Here is a 24298-nt window from a genome sequence, read left to right as displayed (position 1 = left end):
CTTATTAAAAAGTATAGCCTGAAAGAACTGAGCGACAATGAAACCATGCGATTGATTTACTTTTAAAAGCAAATTTGCTCCTCATTTGATAGATATAGAGTTGTAAATTAGCAATATTAATTGATAAAAATAATTAAACCGATTAACTAATTAGGGAGTCTTAGAGAGAGAAGTACTTTTAAATTATAATTATTCGTAACCAAACGTAAATAATATGAAATTCATATCCGGTATCGTTATATTTATTGTTTTTGTCTCGTCTTGTGTGGAGAGTAGAGATAATGAGGAAGAAAATAAGTCATATAAAACAAGCCCTATTCACATTGGTAAAGTTGGAGTCATTGGGGATGATAATAGTGATATTACTACGGAAGGATTTGATTGGTCGGGCTACGAAGTAATTCAAAAAGAGAAAAAGTTAGATCTAATGGAGGAGCTAAGATTTGATTTTGAATACTTAGCAGTTAATGATAATTGGAAAGAAGAAAATATTGAGGCTTTTCATTTTATAGATATAGATACTGATAATGATTTGGATTGCATTTTTGAAGGGTGGAGTGGAGGAGAGCCCAATTGTGTTAGAATCTATCTAAACGTTGATACAACATTTGTGAAAGTATTTGACGAATTTCAAAAGGTTACAGATTTGGAAATTAGTGAAAAAGGATTGGGGAGCTTGTCAATTGAAGACCCCGGATGCTGTGGCTCTTATATGATATTCAATATGGATTATAGGGTGGGTACATCGAGAGATACGATGCGTTTCACGTTACTTAATCGAACAGCCCGAACTGAAGATACTGAATTGCCCAATAAACAAATAGAGAAACCGAAAAGATTTGTTGTTGAAAATGATGTTTATTATTTGAGAGCAACACCGAAAATTGATACAGTAGATTTATGGTACGGTGTAGATAGAGGGAAGGATAATATCATTGCGGAATTTAATAGAGGAGTTAAAGGTACGGCAATAGGAGAGTCAATAGATGAAACAGGTCGTGTATGGTGGTATGTTGAAATGGATACAGATGTTAAACCTGCTAAATCCCATTTTTATGATCTTGAAGAAGTACCTACGAAAATGACAGGTTGGATGAGTTCAAAATTTGTACGAGAAATATAGAAGTAGTAGATATAGTATGGTTGGTTGTTTTTAGATGGTAAATATATGTAATAGAGTTTTTGCACAAAAGTATCCTCGTTAGGAATCAATCGAAATCAGTTCATTTAACGATCATGCTACATACTATTTGAGCGAATAATTATGGAAGATCTGAATAAATATGTTGCCATTTATAAAGCGCAACTGAATAAAGGAGATATAGCGATTGCTTATAAAGAGCTGGTAAAATTTATGATGAAATTGCGAACGGATTGCAGTAAACGTTTTTCACATCAATATGCATTTTCCGGAATTCTACAAGGATATCTTGATTATACCTATTTCTATTATTCCAACGACTTTTTGAAAAGTAAAAAACTAAAACTCGGGCTTGTGTTAAATCACCGGGAAATAAGATTTGAAATTTGGCTTTTGGGGAACACTATTCCCATTCAAAAGAAATATTGGGAATTACTGAAAACAGCAAAATGGAATAGAAATAAAACCGAAATGCCAGACTATTCTATTCTTGAAACCACATTGGTTATAACTCCTGATTTTAATGATCTTGATAAGCTAACCGAACAAATAGAGACTAAAATGCTCCGGATCTCGGATGAGGTAGTAAAGTATCTAAAAACAATAAATTAGATTTATAGTAGGGATTAAATAGGACAGTATGAAAAATAGCATAGTATTATCACTCTTTTGCTTGTTAGTTGTTTAGTAATGCACAACTAATAGCAGCTTTTGAGTGAGGCGTGCGGTGACACTTTACTCACTCTACAGCGGGTGGGATCAACAAAAGCAGGCTGTTTGTAGTTTGTCAGACCAGGAGTTAATCGATCTGATGAATCAGAAAATAGAGTCTTTAAAATCGCATCCAAAAACCAAAGTAAAAGGAGTGATGGGAATTGTTATTAACTGCTAAGGAGTCAAAATTGTCTTGGGAAATAGAGAAGTTTTTAATGGAAAATGGAGACTGGAAAACCCGGTGTTTACAATGGTGAAAATGTAGATTGTTCAGAGTTAATAGGGTTTAAAATTAAAAAAGGAGACATCTATTTGGATTAAGATAGTAAGATACTTCCATTAAAAGCAATCGACAGAATAACCGTGCGTGGGAACAATCAAAGAGATGAATTTATCTCAACGAAGTTTAACTGGTTGATAATTGGTACAATACTTGTTGGTTTACGTGTGATTTTATAATGAACCTAAAAGTAGATATGTGTATGAACCGAACGATACTATTCTCTATACTATTGGTGTTATTTCCAACTTTACTGCATGCGCAGAAAGAAGAACTTATTATTGAATACACGGAACCGAAAGAAATGAACTATGGTACAACCGTACGGTTTGATTTTTTTCTAAAAAAGCTAAAAAACGGAAAAACAAGATCCCTGAGTCAATTTTATATTGACAAGTTTGATGTTACATGCAAAAATGGAGGATTCGAATTTGTAAAGGAAGAGAACCGTCTGGTGGGATACCTGACCTTAGCGCCTTACCCCGAAAGTTACCTTGATACCATAACACGATTAAACATAAAAATGGAATATGTACAGGATTTAAAAGGGTATACATACACAAAGGAGGTTGAATACGAATTCAGACTCAACCGAAAAGGAAAAATTCAATTGGATTTTAGTGGGAATGCCGGAGCAAAAGGAAAATTCGGGAGGAATAAAAAGTTATTCGGCACTTTGTTTTACTATGGAGCAAATGACGGCGAAGACGGAACCAATGGAGTGAATGGTGCTGATCTGGAACTCAAAATTCGTCCGTTTTATACCAGCAATGGCGATAGTCTGATTCTTATTCAGGCGATTGATAAGAAAGATTCTCTTGTGGCTGTTTACCAGCTTCCTGAATTATATACGCCCATTCATATTGATGTGCGGGGAGGAGATGGCGGAAATGGGGGTAAAGGACAGCGGGGAAGTAATAAATACAGTCATAAGAGTAATGGCGGAGATGGAGGTAAAGGGGGCAATGGTGGAAATGGAGGAAGCCTGGTTTGCTATATACATCCCGGAGTTGCTTTCCTGAAAGAAAATTTGACCGTAGAATTTGCAGGAGGATTACCCGGTAAAGGGGGAGCCGGAGGACGTGCGGGAAAGAGTAAAGCAAAAGCAGAAACTCAATTTGAAGGTGTTCCCGGTGCAGATGGGCAAGATGGTCAGCCCGGAATTCCCGGAAATGCTCCGGAAATTCGAATTGAGGAAATTAGATTCGACGGGAACTAAGCTACCGGAATACGGGATTTGATCTTTTCAAGCAATACTGTACGTCTGGAAACAAATTTACCAAGATCTTTCCCCTGAAGTATTTTTCGGATTTTAAGCTCTCTGAAATTGTTCCACCAGTAATGGAATATAACAAACGTAATTCCGGGAACAACAAAATAGTAACCGATAGCTACCCACCAATTGGGGTAAATCAGATAGTAAACCAGAAAGATGAAAAGAATATTATAAATACCGGCAACTGCGAGTCCCGCTACCATTTTCACACTACTCCAGAATACATCTCTGCGAAATGCTTTTTCAATGAGTGGTTTGATGATAAAATAGGAGGGAGCTCCGTGAATAAGACCCAGTAAAGCAAAAGGGAATCCCAGGAAAAGAAGTAAATAGTTTTTCCAGAGACTGATTTTACCTTTGGTAGCATATTCGTAGATAAATCGTTCTTGCAGTCTTGATTTTTTCAAAAGGCTGAAATAGCCATCAACCTCTTCTTTTAACTGATCCAATTCTTCTTCCTTGTCCTCTTCATGTTCATTCATCCATAGCGCAAGATTTCTGGAGTATTCCCAGCGCTTTTTAAGCGGAATGGATTCGTCTTTGTTCTCATTATTCATTCCCTTTCGGGTAAGTGACATAACTCCTTCGTGAAGCGAACACCACTCTTTTTTATCGACATGCGTAATCTGGTCGCGCATATCTTTCTCTATTCGTTTGGTGATTTCCGAAATCGTCTTTCCGGAATTTTCCAGATAGACTTCTTTATAATCATTCAAACATATCTTCGGACCATAAGCGACAAGGATTTCACTTCTGAACTCTTTCGGGTTTGTATAATTCAACCCGACTGCCTGCATGGATATTTCTTTTTTCCAGTTACACTTTTCGAGTGCTTCAAATCCCAAACGGACACTTCCTTTTTTTACCGGTTTAAGACGACGGATAAACTTATCATCCGTAAATCCTTCAGCAAACATGATAATACCTCTTCCGCGTCGGAGTTCTTTAGCAGCTGTATCGAAAACTTCCTGATTTTTCCGAACGGCATCTTCTCCGTCATGATTTCTGTAGATGGGTAACATGTGTGCACTCCAGAATACCTGCTTCATAACACCCTTATAAATATCTCCTCTTGTCATAAAATGAACAATAGGATTTTGCCGCACGGCAATAATCAACGGATCCATAAAGGAACTGGGGTGATTGGAAGCGTATATAGTTCGGTTTACAAAATTCTTTGGTGCACGCACTCTGGCATGACGCTTATAATAGATTCGTAAACTAAAGTTCAGAACAATTTTAAGAATTAAATACAGAGGTCTCATCTATCTTTATAAAAATAGGGCACAAATATACGTTCTTATTCCTCTTCTTTCTTACTTTTATCGATCTCTTTCTCTAATTTTCTGTTTTTTCCGATCATAAAACCAAGCAAAATTTCATGGCTTCCTCCGGATTGAACAGTTCTGTATTTACCTATACCTGCATCATACGAATAACCAATGCGGAAGTTTTTGGCAAAATTAGCTCCGGCACTGATGGTCAAAGAACCGGTATTACGATATCCGACTCCTAACCAGGTCATACGTTTGTATTGTACCCGAAGCATTCCCTCAAAATTGAAAGGAGCATTTTTAACAGTTCTCATAAATAAGGCGGGAGAAACAGTCCATGCTTCATTCAGGTCAATATTTCCAGCCAGATAGATAAAATGATGACGTTCAAAACGAGATCCGGTATTGATACTTTCTACAGCATATTTATTACCAATAACCTGAGTCATGGAATAACCGATTTCGAAGTACTTACTATAGATCATAGTTCCCGCCTGCATATCAAAGAAATTCTGATTCCCTCCATTGGTAAGTAAATTCATGTAGGAAGCATCATTCTGGTGGTACAGGTTAACTTTATCCGGATTTAATCCGAAGTTACTCCATCCTCCCGACACACCAAAAGACATGTTAACTGATTTTACTAATGGAAAATGGAAAGAATAAGAGGCTCCCAGACTCATTTTGTTAAAGGGACCCATTTGGTCTGAATATACCCGTCCTCCGACAACATGTTTCAATATGCCTGTAGAAACTTGTGGTGATGAGAAAAACGCACCGTCAGGTCTGAACTCTTGAAGAGCATTACCGTCCTTCTTGTTAAACTTAATGCGGGAATGTACCGTACCGAAAATGGTTCTCGGTGCACCGCTGAAGCCGGCCCATTGTTGTCTGAATCCCAGATTAACATCAATCAGTGAAGTCATTCCTGATGCTGCAGGGTTAAAAATATAAGGATTCAGGTAAAATTGAGTAAACTGACTTTCCTGTTGTGCTGTAACGGTACCTGAAAGTCCTAAAGTAACCAGTGATATGATAAATAATTTCTTCATGATTCTCTCGATTAATAGATAATGCTGATTGTACCTTTCAGAACGGTATCCTGTTCATCATTGAATTCAATTGTATAGTAATACGTCCCCATTGGAAGAGGCTCCCCTTTATGGGTTCCGTCCCAGTTGTACGAATACCCCTTTGATTCGAAAACAAGGTTCCCCCATCTGTTAAATACACGTACCAGACATTCGGGGTGCATTGCGTCCAGATTATTGAGCACCCAAACATCGTTGTCTCCATCGCCATTTGGGGTAATCATATTAGGGAAGTCACCATACTCACTGCAGGCTTCTACTGTAATTGCAATCGTATCACGTGTAGCAGGGCATTCGTGTTTTTTCAGCTCATAAACCAGTTGATTCGTCCCGAACCGGATTTCATTCAAATCGGTTACCGGCTCAAACGGAGCAGAAATAAACGCGGTTCCTTCAATGAAGTACCAACGAACAGATGTAGATACTTCCGGCTGATTTCCTTCAATAGTAATGGCATTATTTTCAAGACATAATGTAACATCTTCTGAAGGTGTCAGAATGGTCGCCTTTTCTGTACGGTATACATTTGCGGTGTCACGAGATACGGGACAGGAACCGTTAGAGACAGACCATACAATTTCATTCCATCCTTGCTCCAGATTTGACGCTGAAGTAATTGCGCTACCAGGATTTGAGAAGACAACATTGCCACTGGTAGAAGTCCAAAGTCCTGACCCAGCTGAAGGTTGACTGGCTGTCAATTGAACAAAGTCCAAATCACAGGCATAAACCGAATCAACTGTCGAAGCCGGAAGAGGAAGTTCAAACACTTCAATTACCAACGTGTCAGATGAGCTACCACACTGAGCTGTAGATACTGTCCACACGAGTTTATTGATTCCGTAGCTCAGGTTGTTAACGCCTGTGGTAGGAGCAAACTGATTATTAAATGATCCAGATCCGCTGAATACCGTCCATTCTCCTGTACCTTGAGCAGGAGGAGTGGCAGAAATTACAGTTGAGATGGTATCACATAATTGTAAGTCCATACCTGCATCGGCCTGACCTGGGAAATTGAAAATTTCAACTGTAAATGAACAAGAGGCTGTGTTACCTGAAGAATCAGCCACCTCATAACTTAGTGTCGTTACTCCTACAGGGAAATCATCTCCTGAACCAAGACCACTTGCATCTGTTTGCGTTGTAATCGCAATACAGTTATCCGTTCCAACAGGTTCTGTAAATGTAACTGTCGGATCACACGACTGAATATCCGATGAACAAGTAATTTGAGGAGCAGTATTTTCCTGAATGAATAATTCGAAAGTACAGGTTGACTCATTCCCTGCCACATCCTGAGCAGTCAATGTTATTGGGTGATGTCCTGTTATCAGGTTTGTTCCCGGAGCGGGAAGCTGAGAAACGGTAAATCCTGAACAGTTGTCACTGACAACAGCAAGCGATGTATAGTCATTTAGAGAAGTAGTACAGGCTGTACCGATATCCTCAGTTTGATCTCCAGGACATGTAATGACCGGTGGAGTGGTATCATCTGCAATTACCTGAACGATACAGGTTCCACTGTTTCCGCTTTCATCAGTTAAAGATACAGTCACATTGGTTGTTCCGCTGGACAAACTTCCTGCAGCAGGAACCTGTGAGAAGACAAGATTAGCTGTTGCTGTACAGTTGTCTGTCCCCGATGTTACGGACGATAAGTCCGGAACTGGGTAATCACAATTACTTACAATAGTTGCTGTGTAAGTTGCATCACAGGTTACGTCGGGTAATGTTGCATCAACTAAACCTACATTAAAGGAACAAACAGAACTGTTTCCAGATACATCCATAACTGTTAATGTTACATTTTGGTTAGCTGTAATAACCGTTCCCTGTACCGGAGATTGTGTGATTGTCAAATCAACAGTCGGTGAGCAGTTATCAGAAGCAGAGATTAAGTTTCTATAATCTCCCAATGTCCCGTTACAGAAATCAGGATCAGCTGTTATCGTTGTATTTGGCGCACACGAAGCAATTACAGGATCAATATTATCTTCTACTTCCAGCGTGAAGTCACATTGGGATATGTTATTGTTTTCATCCTCGGCAAAAAGTGTGATAGTATGTGTCCCGATGGCAAGAGATGTTCCAATTGCCGGAGACTGCGTTCTGATAATAGCTGCCTGCGCTGTACAATTATCTGTTGCTGTTGCATTAACAGCCATATCCGTTACGGTGTAACTACATGAAGCATCTGTTGAAACCGTAATTGTACTTGATGTACAAAGTATTGAAGGAGAAATGTTGTCAATTAAATTGATATTGAATTGACAATCAGATGTGTTCCCAGCCTCATCTTCAGCTTCCATTGTGACACTAATCGTATTTCCGTGTCCGGATAAAACTGTTCCTGCAGCAGGTGATTGTGAAATAAGAATGTCAGCTACAGCAGAGCAGTTGTCACTTACGGTAACGTCTCCGGAGAAATCAGCCAGTGTCGCCTGACAGTTTGCGTCCAGATTAACAGTCTGGTCTCCCGGGCAGGAAATCGCAGGATTTGTATTATCAACTGCAGAGATAGAGAAGTTACATTGATCGGAATTTCCCTGCTCGTCTGTTACTGTAATAGTAATCGGATGAGTACCTGATCCGCTAAGTGTTGCACCCGGAGCCGGAGATTGATTAATAACCAGGTCTGCCGGAGCTGTACAGTTTTCAGTAACAATGATAGAACCTGTGTAATCCGATACGGTAATGTCACAGGAAGCATTTGAATTTACAACCTGATTAACCGGACAGCTTACTGAAGGTGCTGTTGCATCAACAAAAGTTGTATTAAATGTACATTGGCTGTTGTTTCCGGCTTCATCTGTCACTGTAATTGTGATAACTTCATCGGCTGTAACAGTGCCGCCGATACCGGGTGATTGAAGTATCGTAAGGTCTCCAAGTGCAGAACAGTTGTCTGACGTTACAATAGAACCGGTGTAGTCTGCGCGAACGGCTTCGCAGGAAGCATCTGCTGTTACATTTTGATCGGTTGGACAAGTGACGGAAGGGTTGATTCCGTCTACCAGAGTAATATCAAAATTACAGTTGGTTTGATTCCCTGCTTCATCTTCAATGGTCAGTTGTACCGCTTGCATTGTTCCATGTCCGTTCAACGTGGTTAATGGAGCCGGAGTTTGCGTAATTACAAGGTCTCCGGTTGCGGAACAGTTATCCGAAGGAGAAATCAATGTTGAAAAATCCTGAACCTGATATTCGCAGGAAGCGTCAACATTTACATTCATATCCGATGGGCAGCTGACAGTAGGGGCTGTCGCATCAATCAATACAATATTGACAGTACAGGATGTGTTATTTCCTGCTTCATCGTATGCTGTCAGATCTACATTAATATTATCAAGATGACCGGATAGCGTATGGGTTAACGGTGTTTGTATAAAAACAATATCGATAGAATCCGTACAATTATCTGATACGGTAATTAATCGTTTCCATACTTCTCCAATATCACCGTTACAGGTAGCTGTTTGAGTAACTACGGTATCACTTAACGGACAAGTGATAACCGGATCGATTATGTCTGTGGCTTCAAGTAGCACATTGTCAATAGCAAGTGATGGAAGATCAATGATTGAATTATCATACGTATACCGGAACCCCAGGTCGAAAGTAGTTCCTTCCAGCGAAGCAGGAAGAGATACAGACGTGGATGACCAACCTCCGGATAGCGTCAGGTTTGAGCCGGATACAACATTCCAGGATGTTCCACCGTCTGTACTATAAACTACTTCGCCATAATCTCCGGCATTTCCTCCTATATTATAGTCAAAAGTTAAAAGGAGATTGGTTCCGCAAAATGCATCAACTTCACGGGATAAAATAATCGAACTACTCGCAGAAGTCGAATTTGTATATGTGTATACAGCCCCGCAGGGGTCTATAATACCATCGGAAACGTAAGACGAAAAGGTTCCTGTAGATGAAGGACCGTTACCGGCACACTCTCCAATGTTCCAACTATTCTCTCCCGGGATACCATCTCTCATCCATTCGGTGGAAGCTCCCTCGAAATCGCTGAAAAACAGGGTGACGGTTTGCGCCGAGACCGAGAAAATACCTGTTGAAAATAAAATAAATGAACAAAATGCGAATTTGAAAAAAGAATTTATTCGCATTGTTGAAGTAGTTAATACGTTCATAATCATATAGATTCTCAATGATATTAATGTAGCAGTTACATCAAATTTTCTGCTAATATACAATAGTATGGGAATATTTTAAAATATCTGGTGATAATAGAGGAGGTTGAAAGAGAGGGAAAAAAGAAAAGCCTTCCGAAGAAGGCTTTCTGTTAAAAATTAGGACTCAATTCATGTGTCTTATAGAATTCATCGATGTATTGAACAGCATCTTCAGCAGTATCAACTATACTGAAAAGATCAAGGTCTTTTGGGGAAATGTTGTTTTCTGACTCTAACATTTCCGTTCGGATCCAGTCAATTAACGGCGTCCAGAATTTTTTACCAACCAATACCACAGGTCTGTGATTGATCTTTTTAGTTTGTATTAGCGTAAGAGCTTCAAATACCTCATCCAGTGTTCCAAAACCTCCCGGAAGGATAACAAATCCCTGTGCATATTTTACAAAAATCACTTTGCGGACAAAGAAGTAATCAAAATCCAGAACGCTGTCATAGTCAATATATGGATTATGGTTTTGTTCAAATGGAAGTGCGATATTCAATCCAACAGATTTTCCACCTCCTTTTTGAGCACCTTTATTTCCCGCTTCCATAATGCCAGGACCTCCTCCGGTGATGATTCCGTATCCTTTTCTCGCCAATTGTTCAGCAATGTCTACTCCTATCTGGTAATACGGGTTATCCGGTTTGGTCCGGGCAGATCCGAAGATAGAAATACAAGGTCCTATTCGGGCCATTCTTTCATACCCTTCTACAAATTCAGCCATGATCTTGAATATGGCCCAGGAATCATTGGTTTTAATTTCGTTCCAATCTTTTTTTGTCATTCTTTTTTAGTTTAATTCTAATGCGAGATAGCGCGCAGTGTGCGAAACCTCACTGTATTTTTTTACAATTTCTTCAGGCGTCCCTTCACAAACAATTGTTCCTCCTCCTCGTCCTCCCTCAGGTCCCAGATCTGCAATATAATCACTAACTTTTATAATATCCATATTATGTTCAATAACGACCACTGTATTCCCCTCATCAACCAGGCGTTGAAGAACTTCTATCAGCATACGGATATCTTCGAAGTGTAATCCTGTGGAGGGTTCATCAAGGATATAAATTGTTTTTCCTGTACTTTTCTTTGCCAGTTCAGAAGCCAGTTTGATACGTTGAGCTTCTCCTCCTGATAAGGTTGTGGAAGGCTGTCCTAATTTGATATAATTGAGACCTACAGACGATAAGGTTTGTAGAATACGATGTATTTTAGGTACTGCTTCAAAAAAGGAGGTAGCCTCTTCGATATTCATTTCAAGAACATCGTTAATTGACTTTCCTTTATAACGAACTTCCAGTGTTTCCTGATTGTATCTTTTTCCCTGACAGGTTTCACATTCGACAAGTACATCCGGAAGAAAATTCATCTCCACTACTTTTACACCTGCTCCCAGACAGGTTTCACATCTTCCGCCCTTCACATTGAAAGAAAATCTTCCGGGTTTGTATCCTCGGATCTGGGCTTCAGGAAGACGAGCGAAAAGACTGCGGATTTCGTCGAACACTTTGGTGTAGGTGGCTGGATTAGAACGAGGTGTTCTACCGATCGGACTTTGATCAATATCAATTACTTTATCGAGGTGCTCTAAACCGGATACTTTCTTATACGGCATAATTTTCTTAACGCCGTTGAAGTAATGATTGTTTAAAAGCGGGTAGAGTGTTTCGTTAATCAGCGTTGATTTTCCACTTCCCGAAACTCCGGTGATACAGGTGAAAGTACCAAGGGGCAGACGCAATGTGACGTCTTTCAGATTATTTCCGGAGGCTCCTTTCAGTACCAGCTTTTTACCGTTTCCTTTTCTTCTTGTTTCGGGGATTTCTATGGATTTAGTTCCGTTCAGGTAGGAAGAAGTTAGCGATTTACCTTTAATTATATCTTTATAAGTACCTACAGTGACAATTTCTCCTCCGTGAATCCCGGCTCCCGGACCAATATCAACAATATGGTCAGCGGCCTCAATCATTTCTTTGTCGTGTTCCACTACTATAATTGAATTACCGGTGTCACGCAGTTTTTTTAAGGACTCAATTAAACGGGTGTTGTCCCGTTGATGCAGTCCGATGCTGGGCTCGTCCAAAATGTAGAGAACATTAACTAATTCTGATCCGATCTGCGTAGCAAGTCGGATACGTTGAGCTTCTCCTCCTGAAAGGGATTTTGCCGGACGATTAAGCGACAGGTAATCAAGACCAACCTGAAGGATAAAGCCTACACGGTCTTTTATTTCCTTAATGATTTCACGACCAATTACTTTTTGAGAATCATTCAACAGGGTATCTAACGAAAGAACCCATTGGTTCAAATCGGACATGTCGAGTTCTACAATTTCCCCAATATGTTTGTCACCGATACGGAAATAATACGATTCCTGACGTAAGCGATGTCCGTTACAGGAAGGGCATGTAATTTTATTCATAAAACCATCTGCCCATCTTTTGATCGGAGCAGAGGGGTTTTCCTCGTAATGTCGGCTGATGAATCCTGCAATTCCTTCAAACCCTCTGTTGTCATCCTGATTTCCAAAAAGTAATTCGCGAACCAGTTGTTCATCGAATTCTTTAATAGGTGTCGTTAGTTTGTGACCGTAGCGATTGACAATATATTCGATTTTATCCGTAAGGTGTTTGGATTTTAATTCCCCCAACGGAACAATTCCACCTGACTTGATTGATTTCGTGTCATCAGGAATGATTTTGGAAATATCAATTTCCGAAACTTCACCCAAACCATTACAATGCTGACAAGCTCCGTAGGGAGAATTGAAAGAAAACAAGTTAGGTTCAGGCTCCGGATAACTGATTCCCGTCGAAGGACACATAAGTGATCTGCTGAAATAACGCTCTTCTCCTGAATCAGCATCAAGTATAATTAATGAACTATCCCCTTGCTTCATCGCTAATTGAACCGATTCATTTACCCGTTGTCTTTGTTTCGAATCTACTTTTATACGATCGACAACAATTTCAATATCGTGAATTTTATATCGGTCCAGACGCATTCCTGCAGTAATATCTCTTAGTTCACCATCTACACGTACTTTATTGAATCCGAGTTTAGTAACTTGCTCAAAAAGTTCGCGGTAGTGTCCTTTTCTCCCTTTTACTTTGGGAGCCAGAAGGATCAAACGCTTTCCTTCAAATTGATCAATAATGAGATCAATGATCTGGTCGTCCGAATATTTGACCATCCTTTCTCCTGTCTTGTAGGAATAGGCTTCGGAAGCACGGGCGTATAAGAGACGGAGAAAGTCGTAAATTTCAGTGATTGTTCCCACGGTTGAACGCGGGCTTTTGGAAACGGTTTTCTGCTCAATAGATATCACAGGACTTAGTCCATCAATTTTATCCACATCAGGTCGCTCTAACCCTCCGAGAAATTGTCGGGCATACGATGAAAATGTTTCGATATAGCGACGTTGTCCCTCTGCAAAAATAGTATCAAAAGCTAGTGAGCTTTTTCCACTTCCGGAAAGCCCTGTAAATACCACCAGCTTATTTCTGGGGATCTTCAGATCAACATTTTTCAGGTTATGTTCTCTCGCTCCGTAAACCTCTATTTGGTTTTTCGCTTCCAGTGTCATACTATTTTTTGAATCGTAAAAGTTACAAAATTAACCAAATGGATTAGTACACGAACGCCGAAAAAATAAAAATGTTTAGTCTTTCTGTTTGTACTTTTTGGTGTTGTAGAATAAGTAACCGAAAACAAGCGGAAAGTAAAGAGCTAACAGAGATGCGTACAGCAATTGGCTGACTGAAATAAGATAAATCATTGTTGCGGCGATACAGGCAGAAAGAACACTTATTATCAGAAAGAAGACCCCAACCTGTTTGTCTTTTAGACCTTTGTATACCAGGTGGTGGGTTGTGTGATCTTTTCCACCAATCATGGGAGATTGACCTCTTTTCAGGCGATTGATGACAACCGTAAATGTATCAGCTGCCGCGGGAGTAAAGGCTACTAATGCGACAAGCATTCCGAGCCATCTGTGGTTTTCGTAGTGAACTCCGATATTCCACAGTGAATCTACTGCTGTGAAAGCAAGATAAAGTCCCAGAAACATACTTCCGGCATCCCCCATAAACATCTTAGACGGGTTCCAGTTGTAGTATAAAAAGCCGATCAATGCACCGATGACGGAAAAATTCAGGATCAACCAGATTGATGCTGTCTGATTGTGAATCCAAAAGTAACCAAATGAGGAAGCTAGAAGAATTCCAATCGCAGTAACCGAAGAGATCCCATCCATGTTGTCAAGCATATTGATTGAGTTCATCACCCCCACAACCCAGATAACAGTAAATACAGTATCAATCCAAAGAATGTTGGAGACGGGGAGGTATGTGCCGGTATAGACAAGAATTAATCCGGTGACCACCTGGGCGCCCAGCTTTAAGAGAGGACGGGTATTATAGGCATCATCTGCAAGTCCCAGCAGGAATGCAAGAGAACCGGCTGTTAGTAATCCCAGAAGTTTCGAGTTTCGAAAGACATCGTCTTCTCCGAAAATAATCGCGTAGAAGATTAATGAAAAAAGAAAGACGATATAGAAACTGATTCCTCCCAGAGAGGGTTTGGTTTGGGCACTCCATCTGATAATGTAATCCTGATAGTTACGAATACCCAGATTTTTGGAAAATTTCAGCAATATGCCGCAGATCAGAATCGACAAACAGATACTAACAACAAAGAAAGCAAAGATCATCATGGTGGTTGTTATTTGTTGATTGAATTAGTAAGGTGATATAAATTCATTAAAAAGTGGGAGTTTTTCATCTTTTGCCGAGATGGTTACCCCACTGATGTCCGGCCAGGGAATGTCCAGATCAGGGTCGTTCCAGCGAATACCTGTTTCATGCTCAGGAGCATAATAATTGGTGCACTTATACTGGAAGACAGTGTCATCTTCTAATGTCATAAACCCATGGGCAAACCCTTCCGGAATGAAGAACTGTAGTTTATTGGTGGCATTGAGTTCAATCATTTGATAACGTCCGTATGAGGGAGAGTTCTTTCGGATATCCACCGCAATATCCAAAACAGCCCCTCTTGTAACCCGAACAAGTTTTCCTTGTCCGTAAGGTGGTTTTTGGAGGTGAAGTCCTCTGAGAATATTTTTACCGGACATGGATTCATTATCCTGTACAAAATCGACTTGTAGTCCTGTTTCGATGTGGAATTGATCTTTTCTGAAACTTTCAAGGAAATATCCTCTGTTATCTCCGAATATTTCGGGCTCAAGAATCCAAAGCCCTTCTATTTTTCCCTTTGTAAATTTCATTTCCCCAATAAGCGTTTCCAGAATTTTTGTTTGGGTTCGTCCTCATAATAATTACCATAACCGTAGCCGTAACCATAATGGTTACGTTTCGGGCTTACAGCATTCAGGATTATGCTGAGTCCTTTTATTTTCTGTACCTCTATTAATTCTATTACCCGATTGACAAAGATACGTTTCGAATAATTAGCTTTAAACACATAGATAGGGCAGTCAGCTTTAGAAAGTAAACCTATTCCGTCAGAAACCAGCCCGACCGGAGGATTGTCAATAACAATTACGTCAAACTGTTTCTTTAATTCCTCCAGTGTTTCGTTCATCGTTTCAGAAAGAATTAACTCGGAAGGGTTAGGGGGGATAGGGCCTGCAGGAATAAAATAAAGATCTTCCATTGAGCTCTTCTGCAAACAGTCAGAAATTGTATTCTGTCCACTGAGAATTGTACTCATTCCTTTGTTATTGGACGTTTCAAATCCCATGTGAACTTTAGGTTTTCGGAGGTCCATATCAATCAAAACCGTTTTCTTTCCTGTCATTGTAAGAATACCGGCAAGATTAAGACAGACAAATGTTTTTCCTTCTCCGGATATGGAAGAAGAAACAGCATAAACCTTAGCTTCAGGGTTAATAAAATTCAGGTTCGTACGTATCCCTCTGAAAGATTCTGAGATCATGGACTTGGGATTGTCCTGAACAACCAGTTTTGAAAATTCTGATTTCTGTTGGTGTTGGGGGATAGCTCCCAGAAAACTAACATTGTGCAGACGGCTCTTCAGATCATCAATCGTATTAATCTCATTATGCATGAAATATTTCAAAGCAATAATCCCCATACTTAAGAAAAGACCGATGAAAAGCGCAGCGCCATATACCATTTTACGGTTGGGGCTTACGGGACTTGATGGTTGTGTCGATTCTTTAAGTACAATATTCTTAGAAGCAAACCCTGCATTGGATATAGAATATATGGAACGCTTATCCATAAGTAGAAGAAAGTACTTTTCATTCAGTTCCTGAATATTGCGGAGACGTGAAAGCTCCATTTTTTTCTTTGGAATCTCAAAAACCTCATTGTCAAACTCCCTTAAACGGATATTCAGAATGTCAATTTTTGAATTTAATCTCTCTTTTAATGCTTTAATGGATAGTTTGATGCTCTCAATTCGTTGCTCTATTCTCAGGTTTGCTTTTTGGTACTCCGGGCTATCCTTTGTCATTGAGAAAGAGAGGTCTTCCCGATGCTCCAGCAAGCGATGTAAATCATCCACCTGCGTATACAACGTAGATTCAAAGCTGGTTCCGATCAATTCAGGGATCAATTTGTAAATTTCAAGTCGGTTCGGAGTTGAAGTGATTTTTTCTTCGAGATTACGCAGTGTCAGTAACTCAAGCTCGATAGCAAAAATCTCATTGGAGACGGTATTAATTCGTTCTGTTAAACTGATTTCAATTTGTTCCGGATTTGATAAATTACTCTCCCGTTGAAATTGTTCGATGCTGTCTTTGGAACTGTGTAATTCTCTCTCTAAAGAATCCAGTTGTTCGTCAATAAACCGGAGGATATTCTGAGAAGATTGCTTTTCAAGTTCTTCATCATATTCAAAAAAGGTTGTATAAACAGCCTGAGTTACATCACGGCTTAATGCCCCATTATTGCTCCGGTATGAAAGTTGAATGGTCTGTGCCTCCGGGTTCAGGGGAACTACTGTGAGATGTGGAAGGAGGCGCTGGGTGAGACTTTCAATCGTATTGAAGACGAAATACACCTGATTTTCCTTCATCTCGTTTTGTAACGCAGATTCATTAATGATTTTAACAGTAATCCTGAAATCAGCGTTGTCGATTGTCTTTCCTGGCGTAAAGTTAATTTGAGTATCCTTTCCTTTTGAAGTGTATTGCAGAAAGTACCGGTTTTCAGAATGTCTTATGAAAATTGGTTTTTGACACAATGATGAATCTCTTAGTTCATAGGCCGAAACACTGAAAGAAGATTGTAAATAACGTTCTTCGGTAAGGAATTTTCCTTTGGAGAAGTAGGAAACATTCATGTTGAGTTTACCAATTGCCCGATTGAATAAAAATTCGGAACGCATTAATTCAACAGCCTCGGATAACCCTTTTTTGGTATTTAGATTTTCTAAACCGATAACATCTTTCCCCTGGTCTTTGCTTCCAATCTGAACAATAGCTTTAGATTCATAGATTGGTTTGGTATAACGCAGATACATAAAAGCACCCGAAAGCAACAAGAGAACAATCAACGGGATCCAGAGCCAGTTGCGCTTGAAAACAGCCAGAAGTATTTGTGGCTCAAATTCTTTATTTATAATAAATCCCTTTTCTTCCAACGTATTATTTCAATGTTGTTATTACCGTTATAATCACTGCTGCTGAACTTATAATCGTGATAATAGGAGCGATTTCCTGTACTACTTCACGACTGATTTGCTTAACAGGTTCAACATAGATGTAATCATTCGCCTGTACAATCATGTCTGCATAGTAGAGGCCATCCAGTGTGGAAAGGTCTACCAGATACACTTCCCGTTTCTGAGGAGTCTGACGCATAATTTTGATATGCTTGGATCGTCCTCTTTCGGCAATACCTCCAGCCAATGCCAATGCTTCCATAAGTGTTGTGTTCTGATTAACAAGAGGAACAACAGTTGCTTCGGCTCCGTTTCCTGAAAAGACAATTACCCGTTTATTTATTACCCGGACCTGAACAAAAGGATCAACGTATTGAGAACTATACAGTGTCTTTAGCGTCTCTTGTGCTTCTTGTATTGTTTTCCCGGATAGGAGTACATCTCCAATGACAGGTAACTCTGCAAAACCATCTTTTCGAACCAGATAATCCAATGATATATTAGAAGAACGGGCGATAGTTGTCTCGTTCGTGTTTCCTCCGGAAGAGAAGTCGATAAGTTTGGAGCCATTATTTGTATAGATCTTCAGTTCAACACGATCATTAGGAGAAATGCGGTACTCGTATGCAGGAAACATAGGAATGGAATCATATCCGGCAAAGTCCTTTGGCGTCTTGAACATCAGGTTCGAATTTACTCCGCATCCTGTCATTAAAACAGTTAACATCAAAATAATCGGTGTAATGACCTTTATAATCGTCATATCTAGGTTTTGCTTCGCCAAAGTTATCTTTTTTCCAATAATTCTCTATAATAATCCTCCATATTCTTTACCAATCGGGTATAATGGAATTGTTCTCTTACGTGATCCCATCCATTTTGTGACATTTTTTTGCGTAATTTTTGATCCGTGACCAGTTTTTTCAGCTTTTCAGCATACAACTCAAGGTTATTTACCGGGACGATAAACCCTGTTTTTTCATTAGCGACAATGTCTTTCACTCCTCCTACATCTGTTGATATGACCGGAAGACCTCCGGCCTGAGCTTCAATGAGGCTGACAGGAGTGCCTTCATTTTTTGAGGTAAGAGCAATGATGTCCATTCCAGAATTAAATTCTCCAATATTCGTGATCCATGAGGTCATCGTTATAAGACCCGGAAAATTTGTGTTTATAGCATTGACCCGTTCGCGAATTGTTCCTGCTTCAGATCCGTCCCCGACAATAAACACCCGAATGGGAAGCTTATCTTCACCGATTACTCGTTCTATTACATCCAGAAAAAAAGCATGATCTTTAATAGGGGCCAGTCGCCCTACGATAGCAATCGCTACTTCATGAGGTTGAATAGCATATTTTTCCCGTATTACAATACGATTTTCCTCGTTGTTCACTCTGAATTTATCAAGGTCGAAGCCTAAAGGTATGATTTTGATCTTGTCTGCAGGGCAGATGTTGTGAATTTCGCTAAGTTCGTGTTTCTGTTGCTCACTGATAGCAATGATTCCGGTCGATTTTTTAGCAAGATTCTGTTCGATTTTTTTGAAAAGAGTGGTTTTTGCTTTTCCGAAGTATGAATGAAATACATGTCCGTGAAAAGTATGAACGATTACAGGGACTTTACACTTATGGGCTGCTCTGCGGCCTAACGCTCCTGCCTTTGCAGCATGGGTATGAACAATATCCGGTTTGAATTCACGAATGATTTCTTTTATCTTTTTATAAGCCTTTCTGTCTGACTGAAAATTAGGGTTTCTTTGTAATTCATCGATGATGATAGGCTGGACTCCATACTCTTCGAGGATGTGTAAGGAATCCGTTTCTCCTTCATCGGGAACACCCCCGATTAGTAAGGTTTCAAACTCATCACTGATAAAACGGGTCAGAAAAGTGGCGTTATATGTTGGGCCACCAATGTTAAACCTGTTGATAATACGTAAAACTTTCGGCATAAAATCTGTTATCTTCTTTTGAAATACGTTGATCGGACGGATTTAGATACTAAAAAGTTGTCTTTTTTTTGATCCGGGTAGTTAAATGCTGGATTTGCCAACTATAAATTTTATTTTTGAAGTATGAATAGATGGGGTGTTTTAGTAGGGATATTGTTTCAGGTAGTGGTTGGATTTTCTCAGCAGGAGAGTAAAAATTCAGTAGAGTCTGCTCTGAAAACATTTGTTGCGCAGAAGGATTTGTCGGGAGCAGCTGTTTCTTTTCATGCAATTGATCTGGCTTCCGGTACGACGGTTGCTGCACATAATAGTGAAATGGCAATTACTCCTGCCAGTACGGTAAAACTGTTCACAACTGCGACAGCATTTCAACGGTTAGGTCCTTATTTCCGACCCGAAACCAAACTGTATTACACCGGAACAATATCGGAGGAGGGAGTGCTTACAGGAAATGTTATCGTTAAAGGAGGAGGAGACCCCACACTTGGGAGTAAGTATTTTACCAAAGACGGCGAAGAACGAGACTTTTTAAACGATTGGGTAAAAGCAATTCGTGAATTGGGAATCACAAAAGTAGATGGATACGTACTTGCGGATGCTTCTGCTTTAGGGTATGACGGAGCTCCTGCCGGATGGACCTGGAGTGATATGGGGAATTATTACGGAGCGTGGCCTTCAGGGTTAACCCTCTTCGATAATATGGTCAAATTGTATTTTTCCACTTCTGAAACTGCCGGAGATAGTTCAAGTCTGGATTGTATCGAACCGTATATCCCTGGTTTATATCTTGAAAACAGGGTACAGTCAGCAAGTGTGAAAGGAGATAATGCGTATGTCTTTGGAGCTCCTTATTCGAAAGATTGGTTTGTTGAAGGTCGCTTGCCGTTAAAGCAGGAAGATTTTATGGTGAAAGCTGCTAACCCGGATCCCGAGGAATTGTTTGCATTAGAGTTTACATCAGCCTTGAAAAATTCAGGAATTGATGTGAAGTATCATTATCAGACTATGCGAAAAAATCAATCCTTTCGGGATTTGTATTATGATAGTGCTGAGCTGATAATGGAATATAAGGGGAAAGATGTTACCAATATTGCCTATTGGGTAAATCAAAGGAGTGTAAATCTCTTTGCAGAACATTTGGTTTGTCTGGTTGGATTGCAGAGGTTTGGTCAGGGCAATACATCCAATGGTGTTCGGGCAATGGTAGATTACTGGACGAATAAAATTGATATTTCTACAATTCGCCTGACTGACGGAAGTGGTCTTTCCCGGTCAAATGCTGTATCTGCTCAACATTTCACCTCATTGTTGAAGTATATGAATAAAGAAGGTGCAGCTCAGTTTGAGAAATCATTGCCGATTGCAGGAAAGTCCGGTACGCTTGCCAGTGTATGCAGGGGACAGGCCGGTCAGGGAAGAATTTTTGCCAAGAGCGGAACCATGTCGAGAGTAAAGTCTTATGCGGGATATGTAAATACGAAGTCAGGAAAAAAACTGGCGTTTGCAATTATTGTGAATAATCATACCAATTCATCTTATTCGCTTACACGAAAAATGGAGACGATATTTAACGCTATGGCTAATTTTTAATGGATTATCCGTATATTTAACCATCTGAAAAAAGAATACGAAAAATGAAAAAAGGAACGATCGCAATTTTGGTTATTGCAGCATTAGGATTAATCATGTACTTCTGGGTAGTTGGAATCAACAATAAGGCGGTTCAATTAAACGAAGGTGTTTCTGAAGCCTGGGGGAATGTGCAAACATCTTATCAGCGTAGAAATGACCTGATTGGAAACCTCGTCAAAACGGTGCAGGGAGCTGCTGATTTTGAGCGATCCACTTTACAGGCAGTAGTGGAAGCCCGGGCAAAGGCTACTTCTGTTTCTATAGATCCTTCCAATATCACACCGGAACAATTAAATGAGTTTAATCAGGCGCAAAGCGGCGTAAGTAGTGCGCTTTCTAGGTTGTTAGTGACTGTAGAGAAGTATCCGGATATCAAATCGAATCAAAACTTTCTGAAATTGCAGGATGAGTTAGCCAGTACGGAAAATACGATCCAGACTGCCCGTGTACGATACAACGAAGCTATAAAGCCTTACAATACGCACATCAAACGCTTCCCAAATTCAATGTTTGCGGGATGGTTCGGGTTTTCAGAGCGACCTTATTATGATGCTGAACCGGGAGCTGAAAAGCCTGTTGATGTAGAATTTAATTTCTGATCAGGATGCCGGAGACACTAGAATTTCTGACATACAAGGATGAAGAGGAGGTGATTGCTGCGATTCAGGAAGCGGAGAGTAATACCTCCGGAGAAATAAGAGTTCACCTCGAAAAACATTCGGAAAAGGATCATTTTGTAAGAGCGAAAGAGGTTTTTGATGAATTAGGAATGCACCAAACGGACCTCAGGAACGGAGTGTTGGTTTATGTGGCTGTTGAAGATCATGTATTCTATATTATCGGAGATAAAGGAATTAATGATCTGGTTGAAGATGATTTCTGGGATTGTACAAGAGACACCATGCTTACTCATTTCAAATCAGGAAGCTTTAAGGAAGGGTTAGTTGCCGGTATTCTGAAAGCCGGAGAGCGTTTGAAAGAGTTCTTCCCCGATAATGGAAAAAATGAAAATGAATTATGCGATACAGTCTCAAGAAGTTAATGTGTAAGCAGTTCTTTATCGTTTTTCTGTTCTCTTTTTTGGTGACAGGTATAGTAACAGGACAATATACTATTCCTGAAAAGCCTAAAGGTGAAAAGCAAACAGCAGTATATGATTATGCGAACGTCTTTTCAAAAGGTCAGAAAGACAGTCTGGAGTATTATCTTATTCAGTACGCTGATACCACTTCTACCCAGATTGTCGTAATTACGATTAAATCGGCGGAAGGTGAGAATATTGGTATGTTAGCTCCCCGATGGGGACAGGAGTGGGGTATTGGTCAGGCGGATACAGATAATGGAATTGTGATGCTAATCGATATCGGAGGACGGGATATGTGGATTTCTCCCGGATACGGATTAGAGGATAAGTTACCTGCCGGAGTGGTCGGTGAAATGGTGCGTAATACTATTATTCCACATTTTAAAAAAGGAGATTATTATGAAGGTGTCAGGGCAGGGATTGATGAAATGATTGCCCGGATTGCCGGAACCTATAAAGCAGACGGAAAGAAAAAGAAAGATAATGGCGGAGCTGTGCTCATTATCATTCTTGCTTTTGTGATCTTGTTTTTCCTGTTTTCGAGAAGAGGAGGTGGAAAAGGTCCCGGTGGACGCGGAGGTCGTGGGTTTGACGCAACCGATGCTATTATTTTTGGTAGTATGGGAAGAGGTATGTTTGGTGGCGGTTCTTCTGGTGGCGGCTTTGGCGGAGGCGGCTTTGGTGGCGGTTTCGGAGGCGGAGGCTTTAGCGGTGGTGGAGCCGGAGGAAGCTGGTAGGAGCGTGAACTTATTTCTGTTTTCGTTGTTGCTAAAATAAACGCAATGAAGATGGTGAAAATAACGCGTCATTCCGGGATTTATACCTTGGAGTCTGAACAATTTCTGAAAATCCCGCTTAAAGAGGCCTGGGAGTTTTTCTCTTCCCCGGTAAATCTGGCTCGGATTACACCTGAATATATGGGGTTTGAAATTACCTCTCCGTATGAAGAAAGAGCTTTTCCCGGACAAATTATCACATATAAAATAGGACTTCTCCCTGGTGTAAAATCCAACTGGGTGACAGAAATAACGCAGGTGGTTGAAAATCAAATGTTCGTGGATGAGCAGCGATTCGGACCTTATGCGATGTGGCATCACGAACATTGGTTTACGGAAACGGATGATGGAGTAATGATGTTTGACAGGGTTTCCTATAAATTACCTTTTGGAAGGTTGGGTAGATGGTTTCATTTCCTGATCAAAAAACGTCTGATCACCATCTTTACTTTTCGTTATAAGACATTGGCATCACTTTTTTCCTGAAAAAGTAAGGGTTTCCCCTGTTTTTGTGTTTAAAACCAAGTGTTTACTTTGTTTTGGTATGCGATTTGAGACTATTTGAACCAAATTAAAAATCAAAACACATGAAAACAGTAGTTACAATTTTAATGGTATGGTTGGCGGGGATTACAATGGCTCAGGAAGCGGGAGTTTTCTATTTGTACGCCAGAGCAGATGAAACACTTATTGAAGAACACAAAGTTGAAACGACAAGTGATCGTCCCGTTTTGACGGGCTATAGTGTCGGAATTAGTATTCCCGACGAATTGCTGGAGACTGTAAAGCAAGTGACAGCAGAACTGGTTTCAGAAAAACTGGGAGTTCAGTCCGGAATGTTGTATGTCAGCAATAAAAAAGGAAAAGAAAAAGTAACGGCAGGTACTGAGTTATTTCCGGGAATGCCTTTTGTGAATAAGGGGACAGCGATAAAGGCAGAGGAGAAAAAGTATTATGTGCATATTTATGCTGACATCAGAGCACAGGGAAGTGTGTCAACTAATTTATCCAAAACTAAAAAACGTAAACCGATGATTGAACTGCGACTTACCGTGTATGATGCATCTGGGGAAACGTATTTCAAAAATAAAGCTGTGTTACGTGATTTTGGAGTGTTACAGTCATCTTCCCGAATAAAAGGTAAGGTGAAGGTAACCAATGCAGAAGTGCTTACACCTGAGTCTATTGTTGGGATGTATATTGCTGCTTTGGAGGCGAGTCTTTTTAATGAGT

The 24298-nt window shown here is 40.1% G+C and carries 19 protein-coding genes; 9 read left to right on the top strand and 10 right to left on the bottom strand.

The window, feature by feature from the left end; genetic code table 11:
* Positions 1–214 precede the first annotated feature (214 nt).
* The 3 genes from AC4PL9_RS11170 (at position 215) to AC4PL9_RS11160 (ending at position 3354) form a co-directional block, all read left to right on the top strand.
* Positions 215–1123 carry a hypothetical protein gene (locus tag AC4PL9_RS11170; protein ID WP_491604837.1) on the top strand — a complete coding sequence of 303 codons (909 nt, stop codon included), beginning with the start codon at positions 215–217 and terminating at the stop codon, positions 1121–1123.
* A gap of 141 nt (positions 1124–1264) precedes the next feature.
* Positions 1265–1753: a DUF7000 family protein gene (locus AC4PL9_RS11165; RefSeq protein ID WP_491604836.1), complete on the top strand. Its 489-nt coding sequence runs from the start codon at positions 1265–1267 to the stop codon at positions 1751–1753.
* Between the two features lie 584 nt (positions 1754–2337).
* Positions 2338–3354, top strand: a complete 1017-nt coding sequence (locus AC4PL9_RS11160; protein ID WP_491604835.1) for a hypothetical protein — start codon at positions 2338–2340, stop codon at positions 3352–3354.
* Here AC4PL9_RS11160 and AC4PL9_RS11155 read toward each other — a convergent pair.
* The 10 genes from AC4PL9_RS11155 to AC4PL9_RS11110 form a co-directional block, all read right to left on the bottom strand.
* On the bottom strand, positions 3351–4676 hold the full coding sequence (locus AC4PL9_RS11155; protein WP_491604834.1) for a 1-acyl-sn-glycerol-3-phosphate acyltransferase: 1326 nt from the start codon (positions 4674–4676) through the stop codon (positions 3351–3353). The two genes, AC4PL9_RS11160 and AC4PL9_RS11155, sit on opposite strands and share 4 nt — an antisense overlap.
* Positions 4677–4711: 35 nt before the next feature.
* Positions 4712–5737: a PorP/SprF family type IX secretion system membrane protein gene (locus tag AC4PL9_RS11150; protein ID WP_491604833.1), complete on the bottom strand. Its 1026-nt coding sequence runs from the start codon at positions 5735–5737 to the stop codon at positions 4712–4714.
* An 11-nt stretch (positions 5738–5748) separates the two neighbouring features.
* Positions 5749–9924 (bottom strand): HYR domain-containing protein, encoded by a 4176-nt coding sequence (locus AC4PL9_RS11145; RefSeq protein WP_491604832.1) that lies wholly within the window; start codon positions 9922–9924, stop codon positions 5749–5751.
* A gap of 152 nt (positions 9925–10076) precedes the next feature.
* Positions 10077–10754, bottom strand: a complete 678-nt coding sequence (locus AC4PL9_RS11140) for an LOG family protein (RefSeq protein WP_343785473.1) — start codon at positions 10752–10754, stop codon at positions 10077–10079.
* A gap of 6 nt (positions 10755–10760) precedes the next feature.
* Positions 10761–13553 (bottom strand): excinuclease ABC subunit UvrA, encoded by a 2793-nt coding sequence (uvrA, locus tag AC4PL9_RS11135; protein ID WP_491604831.1) that lies wholly within the window; start codon positions 13551–13553, stop codon positions 10761–10763.
* A gap of 75 nt (positions 13554–13628) precedes the next feature.
* Complete coding sequence (locus tag AC4PL9_RS11130) at positions 13629–14681, bottom strand: glycosyltransferase family 4 protein (protein ID WP_491604830.1); 1053 nt, start codon at positions 14679–14681, stop codon at positions 13629–13631.
* Positions 14682–14705: 24 nt separating this feature from the next.
* The gene (rfbC, locus tag AC4PL9_RS11125; protein ID WP_491604829.1) at positions 14706–15254 is read right to left on the bottom strand and encodes a dTDP-4-dehydrorhamnose 3,5-epimerase; all 549 of its coding nucleotides are present in this window, start codon (positions 15252–15254) and stop codon (positions 14706–14708) included.
* Positions 15251–17599 carry a GumC family protein gene (locus tag AC4PL9_RS11120; RefSeq protein WP_491604828.1) on the bottom strand — a complete coding sequence of 783 codons (2349 nt, stop codon included), beginning with the start codon at positions 17597–17599 and terminating at the stop codon, positions 15251–15253. Before AC4PL9_RS11120 ends, rfbC begins: the two co-directional genes overlap by 4 nt.
* 4 nt (positions 17600–17603) lie before the next feature.
* Complete coding sequence (locus AC4PL9_RS11115; RefSeq protein WP_491604827.1) at positions 17604–18383, bottom strand: polysaccharide biosynthesis/export family protein; 780 nt, start codon at positions 18381–18383, stop codon at positions 17604–17606.
* Between the two features lie 23 nt (positions 18384–18406).
* Positions 18407–19573 carry a glycosyltransferase gene (locus tag AC4PL9_RS11110; RefSeq protein ID WP_491604826.1) on the bottom strand — a complete coding sequence of 389 codons (1167 nt, stop codon included), beginning with the start codon at positions 19571–19573 and terminating at the stop codon, positions 18407–18409.
* A 123-nt stretch (positions 19574–19696) separates the two neighbouring features.
* On the opposite strand from AC4PL9_RS11110, the gene dacB reads away from it, so the two are divergent.
* The 6 genes from dacB to AC4PL9_RS11080 form a co-directional block, all read left to right on the top strand.
* Positions 19697–21163 (top strand): D-alanyl-D-alanine carboxypeptidase/D-alanyl-D-alanine endopeptidase, encoded by a 1467-nt coding sequence (dacB, locus tag AC4PL9_RS11105; protein WP_491604825.1) that lies wholly within the window; start codon positions 19697–19699, stop codon positions 21161–21163.
* A gap of 44 nt (positions 21164–21207) precedes the next feature.
* Positions 21208–21804, top strand: a complete 597-nt coding sequence (locus AC4PL9_RS11100; protein WP_491604824.1) for a LemA family protein — start codon at positions 21208–21210, stop codon at positions 21802–21804.
* A gap of 5 nt (positions 21805–21809) precedes the next feature.
* Positions 21810–22247, top strand: coding sequence for a TPM domain-containing protein (locus AC4PL9_RS11095; protein WP_491604823.1), 438 nt, complete (start codon positions 21810–21812; stop codon positions 22245–22247).
* The gene (locus AC4PL9_RS11090; protein ID WP_491604822.1) at positions 22223–23026 is read left to right on the top strand and encodes a TPM domain-containing protein; all 804 of its coding nucleotides are present in this window, start codon (positions 22223–22225) and stop codon (positions 23024–23026) included. Before AC4PL9_RS11095 ends, AC4PL9_RS11090 begins: the two co-directional genes overlap by 25 nt.
* A gap of 51 nt (positions 23027–23077) precedes the next feature.
* Positions 23078–23551: an SRPBCC family protein gene (locus tag AC4PL9_RS11085; RefSeq protein ID WP_491604821.1), complete on the top strand. Its 474-nt coding sequence runs from the start codon at positions 23078–23080 to the stop codon at positions 23549–23551.
* 101 nt (positions 23552–23652) lie between these two features.
* On the top strand, positions 23653–24298 hold a 646-nt coding region (locus AC4PL9_RS11080; protein WP_491604820.1), incomplete at its 3' end, for a hypothetical protein.

It is taken from the genome of Wandonia sp., from assembly GCF_984588085.1.
This window is presented reverse-complemented; position numbering and strand designations above follow the sequence as displayed.

Excerpts from the sequence above, each read along its gene's own strand:
- uvrA (WP_491604831.1), bottom strand. The coding sequence starts at position 13,553 with ATGACACTGGAAGCGAAAAACCAAATAGAGGTTTACGGAGCGAGAGAA.
- AC4PL9_RS11130 (WP_491604830.1), bottom strand. The coding sequence starts at position 14,681 with ATGATGATCTTTGCTTTCTTTGTTGTTAGTATCTGTTTGTCGATTCTG.
- AC4PL9_RS11100 (WP_491604824.1), top strand. The coding sequence starts at position 21,208 with ATGAAAAAAGGAACGATCGCAATTTTGGTTATTGCAGCATTAGGATTA.
- AC4PL9_RS11095 (WP_491604823.1), top strand. The coding sequence starts at position 21,810 with ATGCCGGAGACACTAGAATTTCTGACATACAAGGATGAAGAGGAGGTG.
- AC4PL9_RS11150 (WP_491604833.1), bottom strand. The coding sequence starts at position 5,737 with ATGAAGAAATTATTTATCATATCACTGGTTACTTTAGGACTTTCAGGT.
- AC4PL9_RS11155 (WP_491604834.1), bottom strand. The coding sequence starts at position 4,676 with ATGAGACCTCTGTATTTAATTCTTAAAATTGTTCTGAACTTTAGTTTA.
- AC4PL9_RS11090 (WP_491604822.1), top strand. The coding sequence starts at position 22,223 with ATGCGATACAGTCTCAAGAAGTTAATGTGTAAGCAGTTCTTTATCGTT.
- dacB (WP_491604825.1), top strand. The coding sequence starts at position 19,697 with ATGAATAGATGGGGTGTTTTAGTAGGGATATTGTTTCAGGTAGTGGTT.
- AC4PL9_RS11110 (WP_491604826.1), bottom strand. The coding sequence starts at position 19,573 with ATGCCGAAAGTTTTACGTATTATCAACAGGTTTAACATTGGTGGCCCA.
- AC4PL9_RS11170 (WP_491604837.1), top strand. The coding sequence starts at position 215 with ATGAAATTCATATCCGGTATCGTTATATTTATTGTTTTTGTCTCGTCT.
- AC4PL9_RS11160 (WP_491604835.1), top strand. The coding sequence starts at position 2,338 with ATGAACCGAACGATACTATTCTCTATACTATTGGTGTTATTTCCAACT.
- AC4PL9_RS11115 (WP_491604827.1), bottom strand. The coding sequence starts at position 18,383 with ATGACGATTATAAAGGTCATTACACCGATTATTTTGATGTTAACTGTT.
- AC4PL9_RS11165 (WP_491604836.1), top strand. The coding sequence starts at position 1,265 with ATGGAAGATCTGAATAAATATGTTGCCATTTATAAAGCGCAACTGAAT.
- rfbC (WP_491604829.1), bottom strand. The coding sequence starts at position 15,254 with ATGAAATTTACAAAGGGAAAAATAGAAGGGCTTTGGATTCTTGAGCCC.
- AC4PL9_RS11140 (WP_343785473.1), bottom strand. The coding sequence starts at position 10,754 with ATGACAAAAAAAGATTGGAACGAAATTAAAACCAATGATTCCTGGGCC.
- AC4PL9_RS11145 (WP_491604832.1), bottom strand. The coding sequence starts at position 9,924 with ATGAACGTATTAACTACTTCAACAATGCGAATAAATTCTTTTTTCAAA.
- AC4PL9_RS11085 (WP_491604821.1), top strand. The coding sequence starts at position 23,078 with ATGGTGAAAATAACGCGTCATTCCGGGATTTATACCTTGGAGTCTGAA.